The 19,634-nt window shown below is 42.9% G+C and carries 14 protein-coding genes, 9 tRNA genes, 2 rRNA genes and 4 pseudogenes; 16 read left to right on the top strand and 13 right to left on the bottom strand.

Annotated elements, in window-relative coordinates:
* The first annotated feature begins 46 nt into the window (after positions 1-46).
* The 11 genes from A4H00_RS01550 (at position 47) to A4H00_RS01500 (ending at position 3,966) form a co-directional block, all read left to right on the top strand.
* Positions 47-2,951: ribosomal RNA gene (locus A4H00_RS01550) — 23S ribosomal RNA — on the top strand.
* Positions 2,952-3,045: 94 nt separating this feature from the next.
* Positions 3,046-3,161 (top strand): 5S ribosomal RNA (gene rrf / locus A4H00_RS01545).
* Positions 3,162-3,167: 6 nt separating this feature from the next.
* Positions 3,168-3,240, top strand: a tRNA-Val gene (locus A4H00_RS01540).
* 18 nt (positions 3,241-3,258) lie between these two features.
* Positions 3,259-3,331: transfer RNA gene (locus tag A4H00_RS01535), tRNA-Asp, on the top strand.
* Between the two features lie 2 nt (positions 3,332-3,333).
* A tRNA-Lys gene (locus A4H00_RS01530) sits at positions 3,334-3,406 on the top strand.
* Positions 3,407-3,408: 2 nt separating this feature from the next.
* Positions 3,409-3,490, top strand: a tRNA-Leu gene (locus A4H00_RS01525).
* Between the two features lie 14 nt (positions 3,491-3,504).
* A tRNA-Thr gene (locus tag A4H00_RS01520) sits at positions 3,505-3,577 on the top strand.
* Positions 3,578-3,590: 13 nt separating this feature from the next.
* Positions 3,591-3,662: transfer RNA gene (locus A4H00_RS01515), tRNA-Gly, on the top strand.
* A gap of 7 nt (positions 3,663-3,669) precedes the next feature.
* A tRNA-Leu gene (locus A4H00_RS01510) sits at positions 3,670-3,754 on the top strand.
* Positions 3,755-3,764: 10 nt separating this feature from the next.
* Positions 3,765-3,838, top strand: a tRNA-Arg gene (locus A4H00_RS01505).
* 54 nt (positions 3,839-3,892) lie between these two features.
* Positions 3,893-3,966: transfer RNA gene (locus A4H00_RS01500), tRNA-Pro, on the top strand.
* 118 nt (positions 3,967-4,084) lie between these two features.
* On the opposite strand, the pseudogene A4H00_RS01495 reads toward A4H00_RS01500, so the two are convergent.
* The 5 genes and pseudogenes from A4H00_RS01495 to A4H00_RS01470 form a co-directional block, all read right to left on the bottom strand.
* Positions 4,085-4,718 (bottom strand): annotated as a pseudogene (locus tag A4H00_RS01495) (transposase); the annotation flags it as partial.
* A gap of 98 nt (positions 4,719-4,816) precedes the next feature.
* Positions 4,817-5,014: pseudogene (locus A4H00_RS11975) on the bottom strand (helix-turn-helix domain-containing protein); the annotation flags it as partial.
* Positions 5,015-5,076: 62 nt separating this feature from the next.
* Positions 5,077-5,736, bottom strand: a pseudogene (locus A4H00_RS01485) (IS30 family transposase); the annotation flags it as partial.
* Between the two features lie 43 nt (positions 5,737-5,779).
* Positions 5,780-6,885, bottom strand: a protein-coding gene (locus tag A4H00_RS01480) for an IS3 family transposase (protein WP_099092148.1) whose coding sequence is annotated in 2 segments (ribosomal slippage) — positions 5,780-6,609 and positions 6,609-6,885 — 1,107 coding nt in all. Because the reading frame shifts where the segments join, the coding sequence is not laid out codon by codon here.
* A 71-nt stretch (positions 6,886-6,956) separates the two neighbouring features.
* A pseudogene (locus A4H00_RS01470) lies at positions 6,957-7,214 on the bottom strand (helix-turn-helix domain-containing protein); the annotation flags it as partial.
* A 242-nt stretch (positions 7,215-7,456) separates the two neighbouring features.
* Between A4H00_RS01470 and recG the strand changes: the two are divergent.
* Positions 7,457-9,472 carry an ATP-dependent DNA helicase RecG gene (recG, locus tag A4H00_RS01465; RefSeq protein WP_067091366.1) on the top strand — a complete coding sequence of 672 codons (2,016 nt, stop codon included), beginning with the start codon at positions 7,457-7,459 and terminating at the stop codon, positions 9,470-9,472.
* Between the two features lie 327 nt (positions 9,473-9,799).
* Here the strand turns inward: recG and A4H00_RS01460 are convergent, their stop codons facing one another.
* Positions 9,800-10,090, bottom strand: a complete 291-nt coding sequence (locus A4H00_RS01460) for a chemotaxis protein (RefSeq protein ID WP_067086452.1) — start codon at positions 10,088-10,090, stop codon at positions 9,800-9,802.
* Positions 10,087-10,503, bottom strand: a complete 417-nt coding sequence (locus A4H00_RS01455) for an HIT family protein (protein ID WP_067086450.1) — start codon at positions 10,501-10,503, stop codon at positions 10,087-10,089. Before A4H00_RS01455 ends, A4H00_RS01460 begins: the two co-directional genes overlap by 4 nt.
* A 62-nt stretch (positions 10,504-10,565) precedes the next feature.
* Here A4H00_RS01455 and A4H00_RS01450 point away from each other — a divergent pair, with 62 nt between their 5' ends.
* The 4 genes from A4H00_RS01450 to trmB are packed head-to-tail and all read left to right on the top strand — an operon-like array spanning position 10,566 to position 13,819.
* Positions 10,566-11,300: an ABC transporter ATP-binding protein gene (locus A4H00_RS01450; RefSeq protein ID WP_067086448.1), complete on the top strand. Its 735-nt coding sequence runs from the start codon at positions 10,566-10,568 to the stop codon at positions 11,298-11,300.
* Positions 11,297-12,343 carry an ABC transporter permease gene (locus A4H00_RS01445; RefSeq protein WP_067086446.1) on the top strand — a complete coding sequence of 349 codons (1,047 nt, stop codon included), beginning with the start codon at positions 11,297-11,299 and terminating at the stop codon, positions 12,341-12,343. The genes A4H00_RS01450 and A4H00_RS01445 overlap by 4 nt, the downstream gene beginning before the upstream one ends.
* Positions 12,344-12,392: 49 nt before the next feature.
* The gene (ccrZ, locus tag A4H00_RS01440; RefSeq protein WP_067086443.1) at positions 12,393-13,187 is read left to right on the top strand and encodes a cell cycle regulator CcrZ; all 795 of its coding nucleotides are present in this window, start codon (positions 12,393-12,395) and stop codon (positions 13,185-13,187) included.
* On the top strand, positions 13,184-13,819 hold the full coding sequence (gene trmB / locus A4H00_RS01435; RefSeq protein WP_067086440.1) for a tRNA (guanosine(46)-N7)-methyltransferase TrmB: 636 nt from the start codon (positions 13,184-13,186) through the stop codon (positions 13,817-13,819). Before ccrZ ends, trmB begins: the two co-directional genes overlap by 4 nt.
* Before the next feature lie 716 nt (positions 13,820-14,535).
* Here trmB and A4H00_RS01430 read toward each other — a convergent pair.
* The 6 genes from A4H00_RS01430 to metF form a co-directional block, all read right to left on the bottom strand.
* On the bottom strand, positions 14,536-14,826 hold the full coding sequence (locus A4H00_RS01430) for an NUDIX hydrolase (RefSeq protein ID WP_067086438.1): 291 nt from the start codon (positions 14,824-14,826) through the stop codon (positions 14,536-14,538).
* 91 nt (positions 14,827-14,917) lie between these two features.
* Positions 14,918-15,388 (bottom strand): GNAT family N-acetyltransferase, encoded by a 471-nt coding sequence (locus A4H00_RS01425; protein ID WP_067086435.1) that lies wholly within the window; start codon positions 15,386-15,388, stop codon positions 14,918-14,920.
* 130 nt (positions 15,389-15,518) lie between these two features.
* Positions 15,519-15,986: an NUDIX hydrolase gene (locus A4H00_RS01420; RefSeq protein WP_082815568.1), complete on the bottom strand. Its 468-nt coding sequence runs from the start codon at positions 15,984-15,986 to the stop codon at positions 15,519-15,521.
* Between the two features lie 179 nt (positions 15,987-16,165).
* Positions 16,166-17,068 carry a hypothetical protein gene (locus tag A4H00_RS01415; protein WP_067086432.1) on the bottom strand — a complete coding sequence of 301 codons (903 nt, stop codon included), beginning with the start codon at positions 17,066-17,068 and terminating at the stop codon, positions 16,166-16,168.
* 229 nt (positions 17,069-17,297) lie between these two features.
* The gene (gene mnmE, locus A4H00_RS01410) at positions 17,298-18,671 is read right to left on the bottom strand and encodes a tRNA uridine-5-carboxymethylaminomethyl(34) synthesis GTPase MnmE (RefSeq protein WP_067086429.1); all 1,374 of its coding nucleotides are present in this window, start codon (positions 18,669-18,671) and stop codon (positions 17,298-17,300) included.
* A gap of 69 nt (positions 18,672-18,740) precedes the next feature.
* Positions 18,741-19,604 carry a methylenetetrahydrofolate reductase [NAD(P)H] gene (metF, locus tag A4H00_RS01405; protein WP_067086427.1) on the bottom strand — a complete coding sequence of 288 codons (864 nt, stop codon included), beginning with the start codon at positions 19,602-19,604 and terminating at the stop codon, positions 18,741-18,743.
* Positions 19,605-19,634: the final 30 nt, after the last annotated feature.

Here is a 19,634-nt window from a genome sequence, read left to right as displayed (position 1 = left end):
GTGAATTAATGAGTTTTCTAATTTGAAAGAATTAGGTTAAAAATAAGGTTAAGTTAATAAGGGCGCACGGTGGATGCCTTGGCACTAGGAGCCGAAGAAGGACGTGACTAACGACGAAATGCCTTGGGGAGCTGTAAGTAAGCGATGATCCAGGGATGTCCGAATGGGGGAACCCAACATGTAATGCATGTTATCCATGACTGTTAAGGTCATGCGAAGGAAGACGCAGTGAACTGAAACATCTAAGTAGCTGCAGGAAGAGAAAGCAAAAGCGATTGCCTGAGTAGCGGCGAGCGAAACGGCAGGAGGGCAAACCGAAGAGTTTACTCTTCGGGGTTGTAGGACTGCAATGTGGACTCAGATTTTGTAGAAGAATCTACTGGGAAGTAGAGCCAAAGAGAGTAAAAGCCTCGTATTCGAAACAGAGTCTGTACCTAGCAGAATCCTGAGTACGGCGGGACACGCGAAATCCCGTCGGAATCTGGGAGGACCATCTCCCAACCCTAAATACTCCCTAGTGACCGATAGTGAACCAGTACCGTGAGGGAAAGGTGAAAAGCACCCCGGGAGGGGAGTGAAATAGAACCTGAAACCGTGTGCCTACAACAAGTTCGAGCCCGTTAATGGGTGAGAGCGTGCCTTTTGTAGAATGAACCGGCGAGTTATGATATGATGCGAGGTTAAGTTGAAGAGACGGAGCCGTAGGGAAACCGAGTCTGAATAGGGCGAATTAGTATCATGTTATAGACCCGAAACCATGTGACCTACCCATGAGCAGGTTGAAGGTGCGGTAAAACGCACTGGAGGACCGAACCAGGGCACGTTGAAAAGTGCTTGGATGACTTGTGGGTAGCGGAGAAATTCCAAACGAACTTGGAGATAGCTGGTTCTCTCCGAAATAGCTTTAGGGCTAGCGTCGATGTTAAGTCTCTTGGAGGTAGAGCACTGTTTGGGTGAGGGGTCCATCTCGGATTACCAATCTCAGATAAACTCCGAATGCCAACGAGATATAATCGGCAGTCAGACTGCGAGTGCTAAGATCCGTAGTCGAAAGGGAAACAGCCCAGACCACCAGCTAAGGTCCCAAAATAATTGTTAAGTGGAAAAGGATGTGGGGTTGCACAGACAACTAGGATGTTAGCTTAGAAGCAGCTATTCATTCAAAGAGTGCGTAATAGCTCACTAGTCGAGTGACCCTGCGCCGAAAATGTACCGGGGCTAAAACAATTTACCGAAGCTGTGGATACCTAAATATAGGTATGGTAGGAGAGCGTTCTATGTGTGGCGAAGGTGTACCGTGAGGAGCGCTGGAACGCATAGAAGTGAGAATGCCGGTATGAGTAGCGAAAGATGGGTGAGAATCCCATCCACCGTAAGACTAAGGTTTCCAGGGGAAGGCTCGTCCGCCCTGGGTTAGTCGGGACCTAAGGAGAGACCGAAAGGTGTATCCGATGGCCAACAGGTTGATATTCCTGTACTAGAGTATGAAGTGATGGAGGGACGCAGTAGGCTAACTCAACCGGACGACTGGAAGAGTCCGGCCAAGCAGTAAGGCGTGGTATGAGTCAAATGCTTATACCTATAACGTTGAGCTGTGATGGGGAGCGAAGTATAGTAGCGAAGTGAGTGATGTCACACTGCCAAGAAAAGCTTCTAGCGATGTATCATACTCTACCCGTACCGCAAACCGACACAGGTAGTCGAGGCGAGTAGCCTCAGGTGAGCGAGAGAACTCTCGTTAAGGAACTCGGCAAAATGACCCCGTAACTTCGGGAGAAGGGGTGCTCAGTTAGACTGAGCCGCAGTGAATAGGCCCAAGCAACTGTTTATCAAAAACACAGCTCTCTGCTAAATCGTAAGATGATGTATAGGGGGTGACGCCTGCCCGGTGCTGGAAGGTTAAGAGGAGGGTTTAGCGGTAACGCGAAGATCTGAATTGAAGCCCCAGTAAACGGCGGCCGTAACTATAACGGTCCTAAGGTAGCGAAATTCCTTGTCGGGTAAGTTCCGACCCGCACGAAAGGCGTAATGATTTGGGCACTGTCTCAACGAGAGACTCGGTGAAATTTTAGTACCTGTGAAGATGCAGGTTACCCGCGACAGGACGGAAAGACCCCATGGAGCTTTACTGCAGTTTGATATTGAGTGTCTGTACCACATGTACAGGATAGGTAGGAGCCTAAGAGATCGGGACGCCAGTTTCGATGGAGGCGTTGTTGGGATACTACCCTTGTGTTATGGCCACTCTAACCCGGATAGGTGATCCCTATCGGAGACAGTGTCTGACGGGCAGTTTGACTGGGGCGGTCGCCTCCTAAAAGGTAACGGAGGCGCCCAAAGGTTCCCTCAGATTGGTTGGAAATCAATCGTAGAGTGTAAAGGTATAAGGGAGCTTGACTGCGAGAGCAACAACTCGAGCAGGGACGAAAGTCGGGCTTAGTGATCCGGTGGTTCCGCATGGAAGGGCCATCGCTCAACGGATAAAAGCTACCCTGGGGATAACAGGCTTATCTCCCCCAAGAGTTCACATCGACGGGGAGGTTTGGCACCTCGATGTCGGCTCGTCGCATCCTGGGGCTGTAGTCGGTCCCAAGGGTTGGGCTGTTCGCCCATTAAAGCGGCACGCGAGCTGGGTTCAGAACGTCGTGAGACAGTTCGGTCCCTATCCGTCGCGGGCGTAGGAAATTTGAGAGGATCTGCTCCTAGTACGAGAGGACCAGAGTGGACTTACCGCTGGTGTACCAGTTGTCTCGCCAGAGGCATCGCTGGGTAGCTATGTAGGGAAGGGATAAACGCTGAAAGCATCTAAGTGTGAAACCCACCTCAAGATGAGATTTCCCATAACGTTCAGTTAGTAAGAGCCCTGAGAGAAGATCAGGTAGATAGGTTGGGAGTGGAAGTTGTGTGAGCAATGGAGCGGACCAATACTAATCGCTCGAGGACTTATCCAAAGAAAAAAAGATTCAACGAGCTTACAGCGTAAGGAAGACTTGTGACGAATTGATATGATATTCAATTTTGAGTGTGTAAATACTCAGAAGATAGTTAAGTGACGATAGCCTAGGAGATACACCTGTACCCATGCCGAACACAGTAGTTAAGCCCTAGAACGCCGGAAGTAGTTGGGGGTTGCCCCCTGTGAGATATGGTAGTCGCTTAGCTAGAGAGGGAGTTTAGCTCAGCTGGGAGAGCATCTGCCTTACAAGCAGAGGGTCAGCGGTTCGATCCCGTTAACTCCCATACGTTTAGAACGTAGAAGGTCCCGTAGTGTAGCGGTTATCACGTCGCCCTGTCACGGCGAAGATCGCGGGTTCGATTCCCGTCGGGACCGTAGACTCGTTAGCTCAGTTGGTAGAGCATTTGACTTTTAATCAAAGGGTCGCTGGTTCGAGCCCAGCACGGGTCATTGCGGGTTTGGCGGAATTGGCAGACGCACCAGATTTAGGATCTGGCGCTTTCGGGCGTGGGGGTTCAAGTCCCTTAACCCGCATAAATAAGAAATAAGCCGGCTTAGCTCAGTTGGTAGAGCATCTGATTTGTAATCAGAGGGTCGCGTGTTCAAGTCATGTAGCCGGCATAGAGGGATAAATGCGAACGTAGTTCAGTGGTAGAACACCACCTTGCCAAGGTGGGGGTCGCGGGTTCGAATCCCGTCGTTCGCTTGAAGAGGCCGGGGTGGCGGAACTGGCAGACGCACAGGACTTAAAATCCTGCGGTGGTTAACACCGTACCGGTTCGATTCCGGTCCTCGGCATTCAAGATAGGCACCCTTAGCTCAACTGGATAGAGTACCTGACTACGAATCAGGCGGTTAGAGGTTCGACTCCTCTAGGGTGCATGGGCTCGCTTAATGGGTTTCATTAGGGGAGATTTATTTTTACAGTAGGTAATACGGGAAGTAGCTCAGCTTGGTAGAGTACTTGGTTTGGGACCAAGGGGTCGCAGGTTCGAATCCTGTCTTCCCGATTTGATATTCAAAACAATAAGATTTTTTGATTTAAAGTTATTAAAAGTAACCGTCTAATAAACGATATATATATTGAAAAATTTTAGCTCTTTGTCAACTGTAGTGGGTAGATGTCAGCTAACATCTAGAGAGGACCAAGTTGGTCTTCTCTTTTTTGATATTGATGGCAATCAAAATCCGCTTTTTGAAGTTTTCATCTTCCGAAATCCAAAGGCATTTCGTTTAATGACTTTGATAAGATTGTTGGTAGCTTCCAATTTAGCGTTGGAATAAGGTAATTCCAAGGCGTTTAAAACTTTGTCCTTATCCTTTAGAAACGTCTTAAATACCGTCTGGAAAATAGGGTTAACAGTGGCTATTTCTTGCTCAATTAGGTCAAAGAAATGATCTGAATTCTTCTCTTGGAAATGGAATAAAAGAAGTTGATAGAGTTCATAATGTTGTCGTAACTCATCTGAGTAGGATAGGAGCTTGTCTAAGATTTCCTTATTGGTCAAATGCATGCGAAAAGTAGGGCGATAGAACCGCTTATCACTGAGTTTTCGACTATCCTGTTGGAGTAAATCAGTCCAGTGGACTGATTTAGCCCGAGCCCAGAAATAAAAAAGCGAGGTTTCCAGTAGCGTTTGAGCGTCTTGTATTCATGCGATTTGCGGTCAAAAGCATTCATGATTTGGGTACGGACACGGTTCATAGCACGGCTGAGATGTTGCACAATGTGGAAGCGATCAAGAACAATTTTAGCGTAAGGGAGTGAAATAGTCTGGGAATAGACTGTTTCAGCCTGAGCTTAGAAATTGGAGGGCGAAGGGGCTAGCCAATTTGTAGTAGGTGCTAAACATGTCCATAGTGTGATTTGGAGACATGGTAGGATGCTTGTGCCGCACTAGGGAAATAACTTTCATTTTTGGAATGACGACGCAATTCTCGGCTGATACTAGATGGATGGCGATTCAGTAAGGTTCCTATTTCAGACAAATTTAATCCCTGTGTACGATAAATTAGAATACTTTCTCGCTCTTCTATGGTAAAATGATGGTAGCTCATAAGATTTCCTTCTGTAAGATGTTCGTTTAACTCTATTTTACTAGAAAATCTTATGAGTTTTTTTATTGTGCACCTATATTGTTAATCCAGTTTTCAATAAATGTGACTTGTTGTTGCGTCGCATTTTTACTTCCCTTAGGCAACCAACGCCTGATGAGTCTATTATGATTCTCATTAATTCCTCTCTCCCAAGAGGAATAAGGATGGGCATAATAAATGTTCTCAGGATCAAAGACATCTGCCAAGCGACTGAATTCAGGCCCGTTATCAGCTGTGATTGAGTTAATTTGATACTCTCTGAGGATCATTTTCAGAGCTTGATTGACTGAAGACGCGGACTTATCGGGAATAAGTCGGATGATTTGATAACGACTCTTTCTATCAGTTAGAGTCAACAGACACTCGTTTTTTGCCCGTGTTTGAATAACCGTATCAATTTCAACATCACCAACATTCTCACGCTGATTAATGCTTTCTGGTCGTTCCTCAATCGATTTTCCAGTCGGCTTAAAGTTGGGACTCGCTTGCTTTTTCTTCACTTTCTCTTTGCGAGGATAAAGCGTGTCCGCCTTGGTCAACCCTAAGTGTCCATGATGAATCCAGTAGTAAATGGTGGAGATGGGAGCAGATACCCCTTTTGCTTTTACCATCATCTCAGGAGAGTATTTCTGTTTGATGTAGTGAAGAATCTTTTCTTTGAGTTCCTTGGTTAGGGAAGCCTTGAAAAGGCAACAGTTTTCTGTACAGTCTTATAAAGTGTTTTTCTTAAGCGATACCTCGCTTAGCTATGGGAGTTTGGTAATTGAGACTACCGTGAATACGATGATGGTTCCACCAGTGGACATAGTCTCTTGTCTTGATGGCCAGTTCTTCCAGTGTTGAAAATTGTTCTTGATAAACAAACTCAATCTTGAAAGCACGGTAGGTGCTTTCAGCCACGGCATTGTCATAAGGGCAACCAGCTTGACTAAGAGAACGGGTGATACCAAAGGCCACTAGCATCTCATCAATCAGCTGATTATCGAACTCCTTGCCACGGTCAGAATGAAAAAGATTGACCTTGGTTAAAGCATAAGGGATACTCTGAATTGCTTGCTTTACCAGATCTGCGGTCTTCTGCCAACCGACTGACAGGCCAATGATTTCTCGATTAAAGAGGTCGATGATGAGGCAAACGTAAGCCCAACGCTGGTCTATACGAACATAGGTCAAGTCCGTGACAAGGGCTTCTAAAGGCTTGTGTTGGTCGAATTGTCGATCTAAGAGATTAGGAATGGGAGCTTCGTTCTTCCCTTTAGAACGAGGCTTGAAGACAGCTTTCTGGTAAACAGAGACCAAATTTAGGCGCTTCATGATGCGCCGAATCCGTCGGAGAGACAAGCAGATGCCTTCAGCTTCCAGGCATTTCTTGATTTTCCTAGCCCCGTATCTGGACTTGCTTTCAGAGAAAATGTTTCTAACCTTTCCTTCAATCTCTGCTTCAGATACAGGTTCAACGGCTTTGTAATAATAGCTAGAACGCGGGATATTTAAGCAACGGCACATGTCTACAATTTTGTATTTATCTTTATTAGCGGTGATTACTTCCCTTTTTGCGCCATAATCACCGCTGCTTGCTTTAAGATGTCAACCTGCATTTCAAGCTCTTTGTTTCGTTTTCTGAGGGCAATCAGCTCGCGCTGTTCAGCAGTAAGGTTATCAACGGTCTTAAACGATCCAGTTGTTTTGGATTGTTTCACCCACTTATCGAAGGTTGAAGGGGTTAGCTCATATTCTCTGATGAGCTCACTACGCTTTTTCCCTGCTTGGTAAAGGTCAACGATTTGTTTTTTGAAATCATCGGTGAAGTGACGACGTGGTTTTCTAGACATAAGGGATTCCTCTTTTCTTTAGTTCAGTGTAGAACACTTTATAATTTTTGTCTAGTTTAGTGTAACCTATTCACCTGCTTCACAGAATGTTTACGATTGTTTTGATAGGCTTCTTGAGCGAAGTCAGCTGAGTAGATTATTTCAAATTTTCCTTTACGCACTTGTTGTCTAACCTGACCACGTTTGACTTCGTTGTGAATAGTTTGAGGAGCTTTTTCTAATCTTCTAGCGATTTCACGATTTGAGAACCCTTCTTGAAGCCAACGTTCAATCATTCTACGCTCAGCTAGTGTCAAATGTCTTCTTTTTGGTGTATAATAGTGTTGCATCTCAGAGTCTTTCTAATTGTTGTTGTGGTGATTACAATTATATCTCTCTGAGATGTTTTTTCATACCATTGAGTGGCTAACTTCATTTTAGAACTTTCTATTTTTTTAAAATAAGGTTATCAAAGTAGGCGTTTTGCTGTTTCACAACTTTTTCAACGAATGATTTTCTTAATGCGTTTGTCGTGGCTATAGTATTGATTCATCTAGCAAATACTGGTTGAAAATAGTATAATTAGTGTATGATGAGATTAGAAGATAGAATAACAGTTCTGCCTGGTGTGGGTGAAAAGTCAGCTGCAAAATTGCAACAATTAGGATTAGAGACAGTAGAGGATGTACTGTGTTATTATCCCTTTCGTTATGATGATTTTGCCGCTCGTTCGGTATTGGAATTGGAGGATGGAGAAAAAGCTTTGATTTCGGGTACTGTTCTGACGTCGCCAACTGTTCAATATTATGGCTTTAAACGCAATAAGCTTCGTTTTTCTCTTAAGCAGGGTGATGTAGTCATTGTGGTCTCTTTTTTTAATCAGCCATATTTAGCTGATCGAATTGAAGTAGGGCAAGAACTTGCCGTCTGGGGGAAATGGGATAAGGCCAAGGCTAGCTTAACTGGTATGAAGTTGGTTGCACAGCGCGAGGATGAATTACAGCCCATTTATCACGTCACACAAGGAGTTTCGCAGGCTAGTGTAGTGAAATTAGTAAAAGCGGTATTTGACAAGGGCTACGATTATTTATTGAAGGAAAATCTTCCGCCTTCTCTTTTAGAACGGTATCGTTTAGTGGAGCGAAAGCAGGCAGTAAGGGCCATGCATTTTCCAAAAGATCTAGCAGAATACAAACAGGCCCTGCGTCGTATCAAGTTTGAGGAATTGTTTTACTTTCAACTGCGTTTGCAGCAGCTAAAGGTAGCGAATAAGGTCATGGCAGATGGCGTTTCGATTGCCTATAAGCCTCTTGAAGTAGAAGAAAAAATAGCTTCCTTGCCATTTAACTTAACAGAAGCTCAAGAAAAAGCATTACATGAAATTTTAAGAGACATGCAGTCTAGGGGGCATATGAATCGTCTCTTACAGGGCGATGTTGGCTCTGGAAAAACAGTTGTCGCAGCTTTAGCGATGTATGCAGCCTATACAGCTGGCATGCAGGCAGCAATGATGGTTCCGACTGAAATTTTGGCGGAACAGCATTTTGAAAGTTTGACCCAATTGTTTCCAGATTTGTCGATTGCACTATTAACAGGTGGCATGCGAGCAGCACCACGTAGAGCAGCGTTAGCAGCAATTGAGTCAGGACAAGTGGACATGATTGTAGGAACGCATGCCTTAATTCAGGATGGGGTCCATTATCATCGTCTAGGCCTTGTCGTTACAGATGAGCAACACCGATTTGGGGTTCATCAACGTCGTTTATTGCGTGGAAAAGGAGTGAATCCAGATGTGTTGATGATGACGGCAACACCGATTCCAAGAACGCTTGCAATTACTTCTTTTGGTGATATGGATGTATCGATTATCAATCAGCTTCCTGCAGGACGTAAGCCAATTGTGACTCGCTGGGTAAAGCACGAGCAGTTTCCTGTTGTACTTGACTGGTTGGAAAAAGAATTACGCAAGGGAGAACAGGTTTATGTCATTTCGCCTCTTATCGAAGAATCAGAAGCACTGGATTTGAAAAATGCAATTGCCTTGGAAGAGGAATTGACTGCTCATTTTAAGGAAAAGGCAAGCGTTGCCTTACTGCATGGTCAGATGAAAAATGACGAGAAAGAAGCGGTTATGCAGACCTTTAAAGCAGGTCAAACTGATATTCTAGTTTCCACAACGGTCATCGAAGTGGGAGTGAACGTACCAAATGCGACGGTTATGCTCATCATGGATGCAGACCGATTTGGATTAAGCCAACTACACCAATTAAGAGGGCGAGTTGGTCGTGGTGAAAAGCAATCGTATGCCATCTTAGTTGCCAATCCTAAAACAGATTCCGGTAAGGATCGCATGCGGATCATGACAGAGACGACAGATGGTTTTGTCTTGGCAGAGGAAGATTTAAAAATGCGAGGTTCAGGTGAAATTTTTGGAACACGTCAATCGGGCTTACCAGAGTTTCAAGTAGCAAACATTATAGAAGACTATGCGATTTTAGAAGAGGCAAGACGTGTAGCCGCACAGATTGTTTCAGAGCCAGATTGGCAAACTCAGCCGGAATGGCAGGTTTTGTTACCATACTTAGCAAAGGAAGAGCGATTGGATTAAAAAAACTCAGATTTAATCTCAACCGTGATGGATTGGAGAAAAGGGAGATTTTAGGGAGAGATCAACAAGTTGTCTCTCTTTTTTTTATACTTCAAAGTGTGTGGCAGGTGATTTATGTCTATACTCAATGAAAATCAAAGTTAGTATTTTTGCTGCTTTTAGATGGCTCAGGCATAGACTATCTATTTTTATTACTGTTCATCTCATTTATTAAAAGGAATCCTATTCGACTCATGTAGCCTACTCCATTCCATAGAAAAAAAGTGGAGAAAATTCTCTTGTTAGAGTCTTCCCCACCACTAATTGTAGATTCTTTTATTTAGTTGCCTATTCTGCTAGATACTTTTCTTTTATTTTCTGAATTTCATTCAAATTACCAGCAATGCTTTGTTGGTAGACGTTTACCTTGTATTGGATTTCTTCTGCCATTTCCTGTACAGGTTTCTGATAGGATTGGATGAGGGTGAGGCTATCTTGGATTGTTTGATAGTTGTCCTGCATACGATGGATCAGATCCGTAGTCTCTGTCATTTCCTGAAGAATCTTATCACGGTTTTTGACCGCTAGATAGGAGAGGGTAGCAGCTGTTCCTGCAGCGATGAGATGTGTAAGTTTCATAATTTCTCCAAACGTAATTGATCGGCTAGTTGAGCTAAGGCTGAAAAATCAGGTTCCTTGGTCTCAAAGGCAATGTGCAGTCCGTCTTGCTCATCAAAGCGAGGTAAGAGGTGGATATGGGTATGAAAAACTGTCTGGCCGGCAGACGTTTCCATATTACTAATTAGATTAACGCCAGTTGCTCCGAGGGTATCTTTGAGGCGCTTCGCAATTATGGGAATCTTGGCAAATAGGGCACCACTTGCTGTTTCGTCCATTTCAAGTAGATTGCGGAAATGTTGTTTTGGTACAACCAAGGTATGTCCTTTTGTTACTTGAGTAATGTCTAAAAAAGCAAGGATGTTTTCATCTTCATAGATAACAGACGAAGGAATGTCGCGCGCAATGATGCTACAAAAAATACAATCTGACATAAAGTAAACCTCTTTTTCAAAATTCTGTTATAATAAGTATATCAAATTATAGGAAAAAATGTATGTTAGAAGTAAAAAATGTAACAGGTGGTTATGTCAATATTCCTGTTTTGAAAGATATTTCCTTTCAAGTAGCAGATGGAGAATTGGTCGGTTTGATTGGCCTTAATGGTGCAGGAAAATCGACGACAATTAAAGAGATTATCGGTCTCTTATCACCATACAAAGGACAGATTTTGATTGACGGAGAGAGCCTTCAGTCGGATCCACAAGCCTATCGGAAAAAGATCGGTTTTATTCCAGAAACACCCAGCCTCTATGAAGAGCTGACCTTAAAAGAGCATTTGGAAGTGGTGGCCATGGCCTATGATTTGGATGTCGAACAGGCCCTTTCTCGCGCGCAAAAATTGCTCAAACTCTTTCGCTTGGATGAAAAACTGGACTGGTTTCCGGTGAATTTTTCTAAAGGAATGAAGCAAAAGGTCATGATTATCTGTGCTTTTATGGTCAATCCTAGTTTGTTGATTGTGGATGAGCCGTTTTTGGGCTTGGATCCGGTGGCAATTGATGATTTGATCCGTTTATTAGAAGAAGAAAAAGCTAAAGGAACATCCATTTTGATGTCTACCCATGTTCTTGATTCAGCTGAAAAAATGTGTGATCGCTTTGTCATCTTACACCAAGGACAGGTACGTGCACAGGGAGATTTAGCAACCTTACAGGCAGAATTTGGTCGAAAAGAAGCTAGCTTGAATGAATTGTATCTTGCTCTTACTAAAGAAGGAGAGCAGGTATGAAAGAACTCTTTCAAGAACGGAGGCTAGAGTTCAATCAGCGCTGTCTCAAATACCTTCGCTATGTTTTAAATGATCATTTTGTTCTGGTTTTAATGGTTTTGCTTGGTTTTCTGGCCTTACAATACCGAGAACTTTTAGAGCATTTTCCAGCCAATCCTTGGGGTGTTTCTATCTTGCCTGTTCTCGTCACCGTCTTGCTCTTTTTTGCGGGTCGAATAGCGACCTATATTGAGCCAGCGGATCGTCAGTTTTTGCTGCCTAAAGAAGTGGCGTTGCATCAGCAGATTAAGACAGCTCGATTGCGTGCGATGATCCTATGGGGAAGTATTCAAGTAGTGGGACAGGGGCTGTTATTGCCCTTGTATTTGAAATTCGGCTGGTCAATAGGGCTGTTTGTTCTCTATCTATCCTTCTTATCTGTTGGAAAATATGGTTGGTTAGTTTACCAAACGCGCTTTGTTTCGCAACAGGGCAATTTGGACTGGGATCAGGCAATTCAGCACGAAATCAAGCGTAAGCAGGGAATTTTACAGTTTTATTCTCTCTTTACCCATGTCAAGGGTATCAGTAGCGATGTTAAGCGGCGGAAGTATTTGGATGTTGTTTTAAATCTTGTTAAGAAAAGGCAGGATAGTACATGGGATTATCTCTTTGTTCGAGGCTTCTTACGGTCAGGCGATTTTTTCTGGCTTAGTCTCAGACTGTTAGCCTTGAGTCTAGCTAGCCTCTCTTTGATTCAAGAGTCGTGGTTGGCAGTTGCCTTAACGGTGCTTTTTGACTATTTATTGCTGTTTCAACTACTCCCTCTTTATCATGTCTATAATTACCAGTACCTTTCAAGACTTTATCCTCTACCTAAACAGGAAAAATGGCTTAGTTTTAAGCGGGTGATTCAGCGGATTTTGTACATGATTAGTACAGTACAACTAGTGGTAGGAGCGGTCGTTTTATCGGACAAGGTATACCTTTTCTTAATAGTAGGAGCGGGAATCTTTTTGCTTCATTTTTATTTGGAAATGAAATCAAAGAAATTGATTGACTAATAGATTGAAAACTAGTAAAATAGTAAAGAATTTTTAAAAGGAGAATGGCATGCAATTTGATACAAGCGGACTTCGTCTGCAGTCTATCGCAGGAAATAGTGGTAAAGCATTTAAGGGTATGCGAGCTGATGGGACACCTGTTTTTGTCAAGTACGAAATGCCACCGATTGTTTCCGTTTTAGCACACGAACATATTACACCGCCTGTCCTTTCTGCCAATCGTGAAGTCGGAGTAGGACAACGTGTTGAGCAAGAGTGGTTAAATGGACATCCTCTTACTCGTTTGGATATGGGAGGTAAGCAGGTTCAGCAAATATTAGTTCGGATGCACTATTCAAAAATGTTGCTCAACCAGGCCTTACAGCTAAATTACACTTATCAAGAACCGCAGGATTTAGTCCGTAAGTGGCAGCAAGAAGCACCAGCTCGTCTGGCTAAAAATAGTTATCTCCAATCGATTTGCAGCGAGTTATTAAGCCATCTTCCACGTTTTCGTAGGGATACCGCTACATTTGTACATGGTGATTTGCATCATACCAACTGGGTAGAAACAACGAGTGGCTTAATTTATCTAACAGACTGGGAAACAGCTTGTGTGACAGATCGAATGCTCGATGTGGCTTACTTGTTGACCCACTATATTCCAAGACAATCATGGGAAGAGTGGCTCAGAAGCTATGGATACAAGTACAATCAAACAGTGTTAAATAAAATTTACTGGTATGGCCAACTAGGCTATTTGAATCAGATAGCCAAGCATGTCGAAAGTTATGACATGGAGGCGGCAAATAAAGAAATTTATGCTTTGCGGTATTTCCGTAAGAGCTATTATAAGGAAGTATGAGAGTAAGAAATCGGAAAGGAGCTAGCGACATGCTAGCAGCATATCCTCAATATGTCATCTTGACACCTGAGGATTGTAAAGGAAAATGGGCAAGTATTTTTGGAAATGATAACCCTATTCATATCGAAGTTGGTTCGGGGAAAGGGCGTTTCATCACAGGAATGGCAGCTCAGAATCCAGAAATTAACTATATTGGGATTGATATTCAGATGACGGTACTAAGCTATGCCTTGGATCGTGTCGTCGAAGCGGGTTTACCCAATATCAAATTATTGCAGGTGGACGGATCGAGTTTGACCAATTATTTTGCACCAGCAGAAATTGATCGTCTGTACCTCAATTTTTCTGATCCTTGGCCCAAAAAACGCCATGAAAAACGTCGTTTGACCTATAAAAGTTTTTTGGATACTTATAAGGAGATTCTGCCAGAGAAGGGTGAGATTCAGTTTAAGACGGATAATCGTGGATTATTCGAATATAGCCTCGTGAGTTTTTCGCAGTATGGCATGACCTTAAATGGCGTGTGGCTCGATTTACATGCTAGTGACATGGAAGGTAATGTTATGACTGAGTATGAAGAAAAATTCTCTCAAAAAGGCCAAGTCATTTACCGTGTGGAAGCAACATTTTAAAACGCACTCGAGGAAATCGAATGCGTTTTTTTGCTGATTTATATTTATACTCTATAAAAATCAAAATCTGACTAGGTTCCACAATTGATACTCAATTAAAATCAAAGTTAGCACTTTGGGATACTTTCTTAATTAGTGCGGACGCAAGCGACCTCCCTTGGAGTTTCAATTGCTCACTTCGCTCAATCCATTTTCTTAAAGAGTAGATATTTATAAGATAAAATAGTTATTTTTGATTTTCATTGAGTATTCAGTCGCTTTGCTTCAATAGTCCAGTAGACTGTTGAAGGTTGGAAATAGGGATTATGGAGTAATCCTCAATTAACGCCAGCTCTATCTACAGCTCCTTGCCTTGTCCTATTCCTTCATAAGATACGAGGGCGTATAAAGCACAAAGTGAAAATAGGAAGTCTGACGAAGAGCCCGCAGACTCTAGGAAGCCTTATCTTTTTCACACAGTGCTTAGCCCGAGTTCAGTTTCATAAGATACAAAGGACGTCAAGAGCAAAGTATACCCCTAGGGCATCCGTATCTGTAGAACGGGCAAGCTCGTAATAGCTACGGTAAGATAGGAGATGGACGATGGGAGTCTGTACCAGTCTCAAGGAAATCTATCCCTAAAGGGGGCGCCTCAGCTGTAACCAGCTAAAGCTGGAACATCTGCGTCTCTTTTTTTACACAGCTCTTAGTCCGTGTTCAGTTCTCAATCCACTATATCATTGACTGCTCCCAGAAACAGTTGGAATCAGGCTATATAAATAAGGGACAATCTGTTCTCCTTCTAATTCCTCCAAAGATTTAATCCAGCGGAAATCGGTGTGTTCTTCTGGATCAAGCTCAATAGGGTATTCCTCCTTTAGGTGAGCGGCGTAGACCAATCGTGTAAAAACGGTCTGTTTATCAGAATCAAACTGGCTATCTTCGTGGAGAATGCCAGTAATCGTGATGACTTGATTGGCTTCTTCGAGGGTTTCACGTAGCGCAATGTCTTGTAGCAATTTGCTCACTTCAACACTTTCGCCTGTAAAATCGTACAGTCAAATCAATACTGACAGAAATTATATTTAAGTTACGTCTGGAGGCTTATTATTGATATGTTTAATTCCCTAAATATTTAATGTAAATTTGGCAAGGGTTCCATTCATCCCATAATGTTGGAAATACTTCTAACTCCTTATAACCTACCGAAGTATAAAAACTATTTGTAATATCATATTCTTTATAGTGGCCAGATTGAACTGTTTTCACTTGGGAATATAGGTACCCCAATTTCTTAGCTAGTTTTTCATACTCTTCATTTAATTGTGTTGCTGCACCTTGTCGGTGGAACTTCTTTTTGATTCCCATTACAAATATGTCTGCACAGTCTGGACTTGTAGTATTTAAAACTATAAATCCGACAATTTCATCTTGATAAAAAGAAGCCAAGAAAGGTTTGTCTTGTGAATCAGTGACATATTCTTCTGTGCTTTCTGGCATGCCAAACCACTCTGGAAGATCGTAAAGAATTTCCTTAGAAATCTTTTCCTTTTCTGCTTTATCTTTTATTTCTTTAACGGTAAACTTCATATGTTCTCTCCAATTTATTTGTTTTATATTTTTGTAGAAGGTTGCAAAGCCTGATTTTGAGGGTAAACATTGGCTTTTCCTCGTTTGATATTAGAACGTTTAAGGACAAGGCAGCGGTGTTCCTTTTTTATCAAAGCGACTTAACGCTATCTTCACCTCTATTCAATTCACTATATTGTCCTTTTCTAGGAGCAGTTGGGATAAGGTCGTAGAGATAAGGTACAATCTGTTCTCCCTCTAATTCCTCCAAAGATTTAATCCAGCGGAAATCGGTGTGTTCTTCTGGGTCAAGCTCAATAGGGCATTTCTCTTTTAGGTGAGCGGCGTAGACCAATCGTGTAAAAACGGTCTGTTTATCAGAATCAAACTGGCTATCTTCGTGGAGAATGCCAGTAATCGTGATGACTTGATTGGCTTCTTCAAGTGTCTCCCGAAGAGCAGCAGCCTGAGGTAATTCATGTAATTCGACACTGCCTCCAGGAATATCCCAGTAGTTTGGGTAAACATTGGCTTTTCCTCGTTTGATACTAGAACGTTTGAGGACAAGGTAGCTGTGTTCCTTTTTAATCAAAGCATGGGCAATCAGTTTGACAGACATGGTATCCTCCTATTTTTCTAAACAGAATGGGAAAAAGAGCTGGGCATCAGCTCTTTGGGTGCAGTTCCTCCTGTGCTTTCTCCGAGAATCTGCCAGCAGTGGATCAAATTCACTTGGAGCAAGTCGACAGGCTTTCTATTTCAAGTCCCACATTTACCGTCTGCAGAGCCTCTATAGCTTTACCACCGTGGTTCAGCTTCAAAAATCCAGCTGCGTTTCCAGTTAAAGGATTGGCCGGGTGCAACAGTGATTTTTTGGATAATCTCTGGGCTGACGATATGATCAGTTGCCCAGAGTAGGAGGCTAGTCGGTTGGACTTCATCGATTCCTGTCACGCTGGCCTTAGCCCCCTTGTGGAGTAGTGTCCATGTGAAGGTGGTCTTGTCTGTCTTGGGAATGGGCAAAACACTGAGTGACACATCCGTCTCGCATTGCTTAAAAGCGATAGCTTTGCCATCTGCTACAAAATTATTGTGGTCATAACCGCCGAAACCTTCCAGTCCCTGCTGACCCAAGTCAGGCATATCAGGCAATTCCAAGCGGTAGTCAGGTGAAATAGCCATACCGTCAATGCTAAGGAAATTATGACAATATTCTTCGGTCTCGATGACCTTATCCCCGACATTGGTGATAGTGGCTTTCAGAGTCACTCGATTTTCCTCGATGATGATGGTTTTTTTAATAGTAGCTGCGATACCGAGGCAAGGCACTGCCTTCGTGACAAAACTGGCACTAGTCTGCGTGTGTTTCATCGTTACAGGATAAGGCTCAACCTCATCATACTTATGAGCAAATTGGTAGCCTAAATCTGAATCCTGCTTGATGAGCCCAACGCCTAATTTCGGGAAAAATTCGCCAACGGTAGCTCCAGAGCTGAAATCTCCACTAAATTCACAACAAAGTCCTCGACCACCAGAAGACAAATGGCGCAAGTTCATGGGCTCATTGGCACAAAAATGGGTATCTCCGTCAAGCGTAACTTCCGAAATGAATCCTGCCCTGTCAAAGCGGAAAGTATCATTCGGACGCTCACCAGGTTCAGAAATTTCCACCCGCAAGCGGTCATTGGTTAGTACAATCATAGCAACCTCCTATGAATTTTATGATTACATTACTTTATTTCCCAGACTAAATCATTGAATCCTGTTACTTTGAATTTTTTAAATATACTAAAGTTTCTTTTTTAACATTGTAAAACATGATGCACACTTACATTATACGCCAATTTTTTACCCGTGTAAGGCATAGTTGTTCAATAGGATAATAGGATTCCTGATCCCAATACAAGTAGTTGGAGTCTCCTTTGAACGTCTATTTTCCTAAACAGAATTGGCTAAAGAGTTGGGTAATCAGCTCATCTGGTGCAGCATCTCCAGTAATTTCACCAAGAATTTGCCAGCAACGCGTTAAATCGACTTGAAGCAGATCAACAGGCATGCCCATTTCAAGTCCGTCATTTACCGCCTTTAAGGCCTCTACGGCTTGTTCAATGAGGGAGATGTGTCGGGCATTGGAGAGGTAGGTGGCATCTTGTTCAACGAGTCCTGCATTTTCAAAGAAGAGTTGATTGATTCGTTCTTCAATCTGGTCAATGTTTTGATTATTTAGGACAGAAATGGCAATAGTATCCGCAGGTAGCTGGTCTTGCTCAATTTGAATCGGTAGGTCCGTCTTGTTTAGGAGAACGATTCGATTGCTGTCGTGACTGATTGCGAGCAACTGGCGATCTTGTTCTGTTAAGGGCTCACTAGCATTTAAGACTAGAAGAACTAAATCAGCTTCTTCGAGGGCTTTTTTGGAGCGCTCTACTCCAATTTTTTCTACTAAATCGTCAGTCTCACGAATCCCTGCGGTATCAATCAGTTTGAGGGGGACACCGTTGATGTTGACATATTCTTCGATGATGTCGCGTGTTGTTCCCTCGATGTCAGTGACAATAGCCTTATCCTCTCGTAGGAGATTGTTTAATAAACTTGATTTGCCAACATTAGGACGTCCAATAATAGCTGTTGCAATGCCCTCACGTAGAATTTTGCCTCGGCGTGCTGTTTTGAGGAGGCGTTCTAGCAAGGCTTGAAATTCCATGGTTTTCTCACGAACTAGCTCGGTTGTAGCTTCTTCGACATCGTCGTATTCAGGATAGTCAATATTAACCTCGACCTGAGCTAGGGTATTTAGAATTTCCTGTCTGGTATTATTGATGAGGGTAGAAAGCGAGCCGTCTAACTGTTGAACAGCTTGATGCATAGCCTTATCTGTCTTAGCTCGGATAATATCCATAACAGCTTCTGCCTGAGTGAGATCAACACGGCCATTTAAAAAGGCACGTTTTGTAAATTCACCGGGTTCTGCTAGTCGTGCTCCTTGACGGATGACTAGTTGGAGAATTTCATTGGTAACAGCAATTCCACCATGGGTATTGATTTCCACAATGTTTTCTCGTGTAAAGGTCTTTGGCGCTTTCATGACAGATACCATGACCTCATCGACCACGATGTCTGCAAGAGGATCAAGAATATGCCCGTAATGAATGGTATGGCTGGCTACTTCCTGAAGATTTTTTTCTTTAAAAACGCGGTTTGCAATCGTAATTGCCTCACTCCCAGATAAGCGGACAATGCCGATAGCCCCTTCTCCAAGAGGAGTAGAGATGGCTGCGATTGTATCAAATTCTTTAGTAATCATAGCTCTATTGTAACGCAAAATCCCCTCTCTATCAAGAAAATAGAAAGGGGAATGGAATCAATGTTTGAGCTATACAGTGGAATGGTTGAAGAGCGAATAGGTCGCATCGTGGATATAACGGGCTGTTTCTGCATTGTTCATCGTGTAGAGGTGAATGCCTGCTACATCCTGCGTTACCAAGTCCACAATTTGGTCGATAGCATAAGCCAAACCTGCTGCCTTTAAGGACTCAGGGTCGTGTTCATACTTGTCTAAAATCGCACGAAATTTCCGTGGTAAGCGGATATTTTCACAAGTGTTCAGCAAGCGTAGAGCCTGATTGCGGTTGATGATGGGCATAATGCCTGCCAAAATCGGGACTTCAATGTCCGCTAAATGGCACTTCTCTTGAAAATCATAAAAGACTTCATTGTCAAAAAATAGTTGAGTTACAAGAGTTGAACAGCCGGCATCCACCTTTTTTTTCAAATGCTTAATATCGGCAATCTGACTAGGAGAATCTGGATGACTTTCAGGATAACAAGCCCCGATAATATCAAAATGAGGTGCTTCTGCCTTGATAAAAGAAATCAAATCAGTTGCATACTGAAAATCTTTTTGCGGAGCTACATGAGGAATAATATCCCCTCGCAGGGCCAAGATTTTATGCACCCCAATCTGATCAAGGGAGGTTAAAATGTTAGCAACCTGATCCTTGGTCAGATAGATAGCTGGTAAATGTGCAATAGACGGAATTCCCAGGTCATTTTGAATATAATTGGCCAAGCAAACAGTTGTTTCTTCGAGATTGAACTTATTATTACTGGCGGTCACGCTGATAAAATGAGGGCACAAATCCTGCATATCTCTTAAAGCCGCGAAAATTTTTTCATTTCCTGCTGCTGGATTTGGCGGGAAAACTTCAAATGAGAGTCTGGGATTCTGAACAACCATTGTTTTTTCCTTTCTGATAAGAGAGGAGAA

The sequence above is a fragment of the Streptococcus marmotae genome, from assembly GCF_001623565.1.
Classification (GTDB): domain Bacteria; phylum Bacillota; class Bacilli; order Lactobacillales; family Streptococcaceae; genus Streptococcus; species Streptococcus marmotae.
This window is presented reverse-complemented; position numbering and strand designations above follow the sequence as displayed.

Excerpts from the sequence above, each read along its gene's own strand:
- recG (WP_067091366.1), top strand. The coding sequence starts at position 7,457 with ATGAGATTAGAAGATAGAATAACAGTTCTGCCTGGTGTGGGTGAAAAG.
- A4H00_RS01460 (WP_067086452.1), bottom strand. The coding sequence starts at position 10,090 with ATGAAACTTACACATCTCATCGCTGCAGGAACAGCTGCTACCCTCTCC.
- A4H00_RS01455 (WP_067086450.1), bottom strand. The coding sequence starts at position 10,503 with ATGTCAGATTGTATTTTTTGTAGCATCATTGCGCGCGACATTCCTTCG.
- A4H00_RS01450 (WP_067086448.1), top strand. The coding sequence starts at position 10,566 with ATGTTAGAAGTAAAAAATGTAACAGGTGGTTATGTCAATATTCCTGTT.
- A4H00_RS01445 (WP_067086446.1), top strand. The coding sequence starts at position 11,297 with ATGAAAGAACTCTTTCAAGAACGGAGGCTAGAGTTCAATCAGCGCTGT.
- ccrZ (WP_067086443.1), top strand. The coding sequence starts at position 12,393 with ATGCAATTTGATACAAGCGGACTTCGTCTGCAGTCTATCGCAGGAAAT.
- trmB (WP_067086440.1), top strand. The coding sequence starts at position 13,184 with ATGAGAGTAAGAAATCGGAAAGGAGCTAGCGACATGCTAGCAGCATAT.
- A4H00_RS01425 (WP_067086435.1), bottom strand. The coding sequence starts at position 15,388 with ATGAAGTTTACCGTTAAAGAAATAAAAGATAAAGCAGAAAAGGAAAAG.
- A4H00_RS01420 (WP_082815568.1), bottom strand. The coding sequence starts at position 15,986 with ATGTCTGTCAAACTGATTGCCCATGCTTTGATTAAAAAGGAACACAGC.
- A4H00_RS01415 (WP_067086432.1), bottom strand. The coding sequence starts at position 17,068 with ATGATTGTACTAACCAATGACCGCTTGCGGGTGGAAATTTCTGAACCT.
- mnmE (WP_067086429.1), bottom strand. The coding sequence starts at position 18,671 with ATGATTACTAAAGAATTTGATACAATCGCAGCCATCTCTACTCCTCTT.
- metF (WP_067086427.1), bottom strand. The coding sequence starts at position 19,604 with ATGGTTGTTCAGAATCCCAGACTCTCATTTGAAGTTTTCCCGCCAAAT.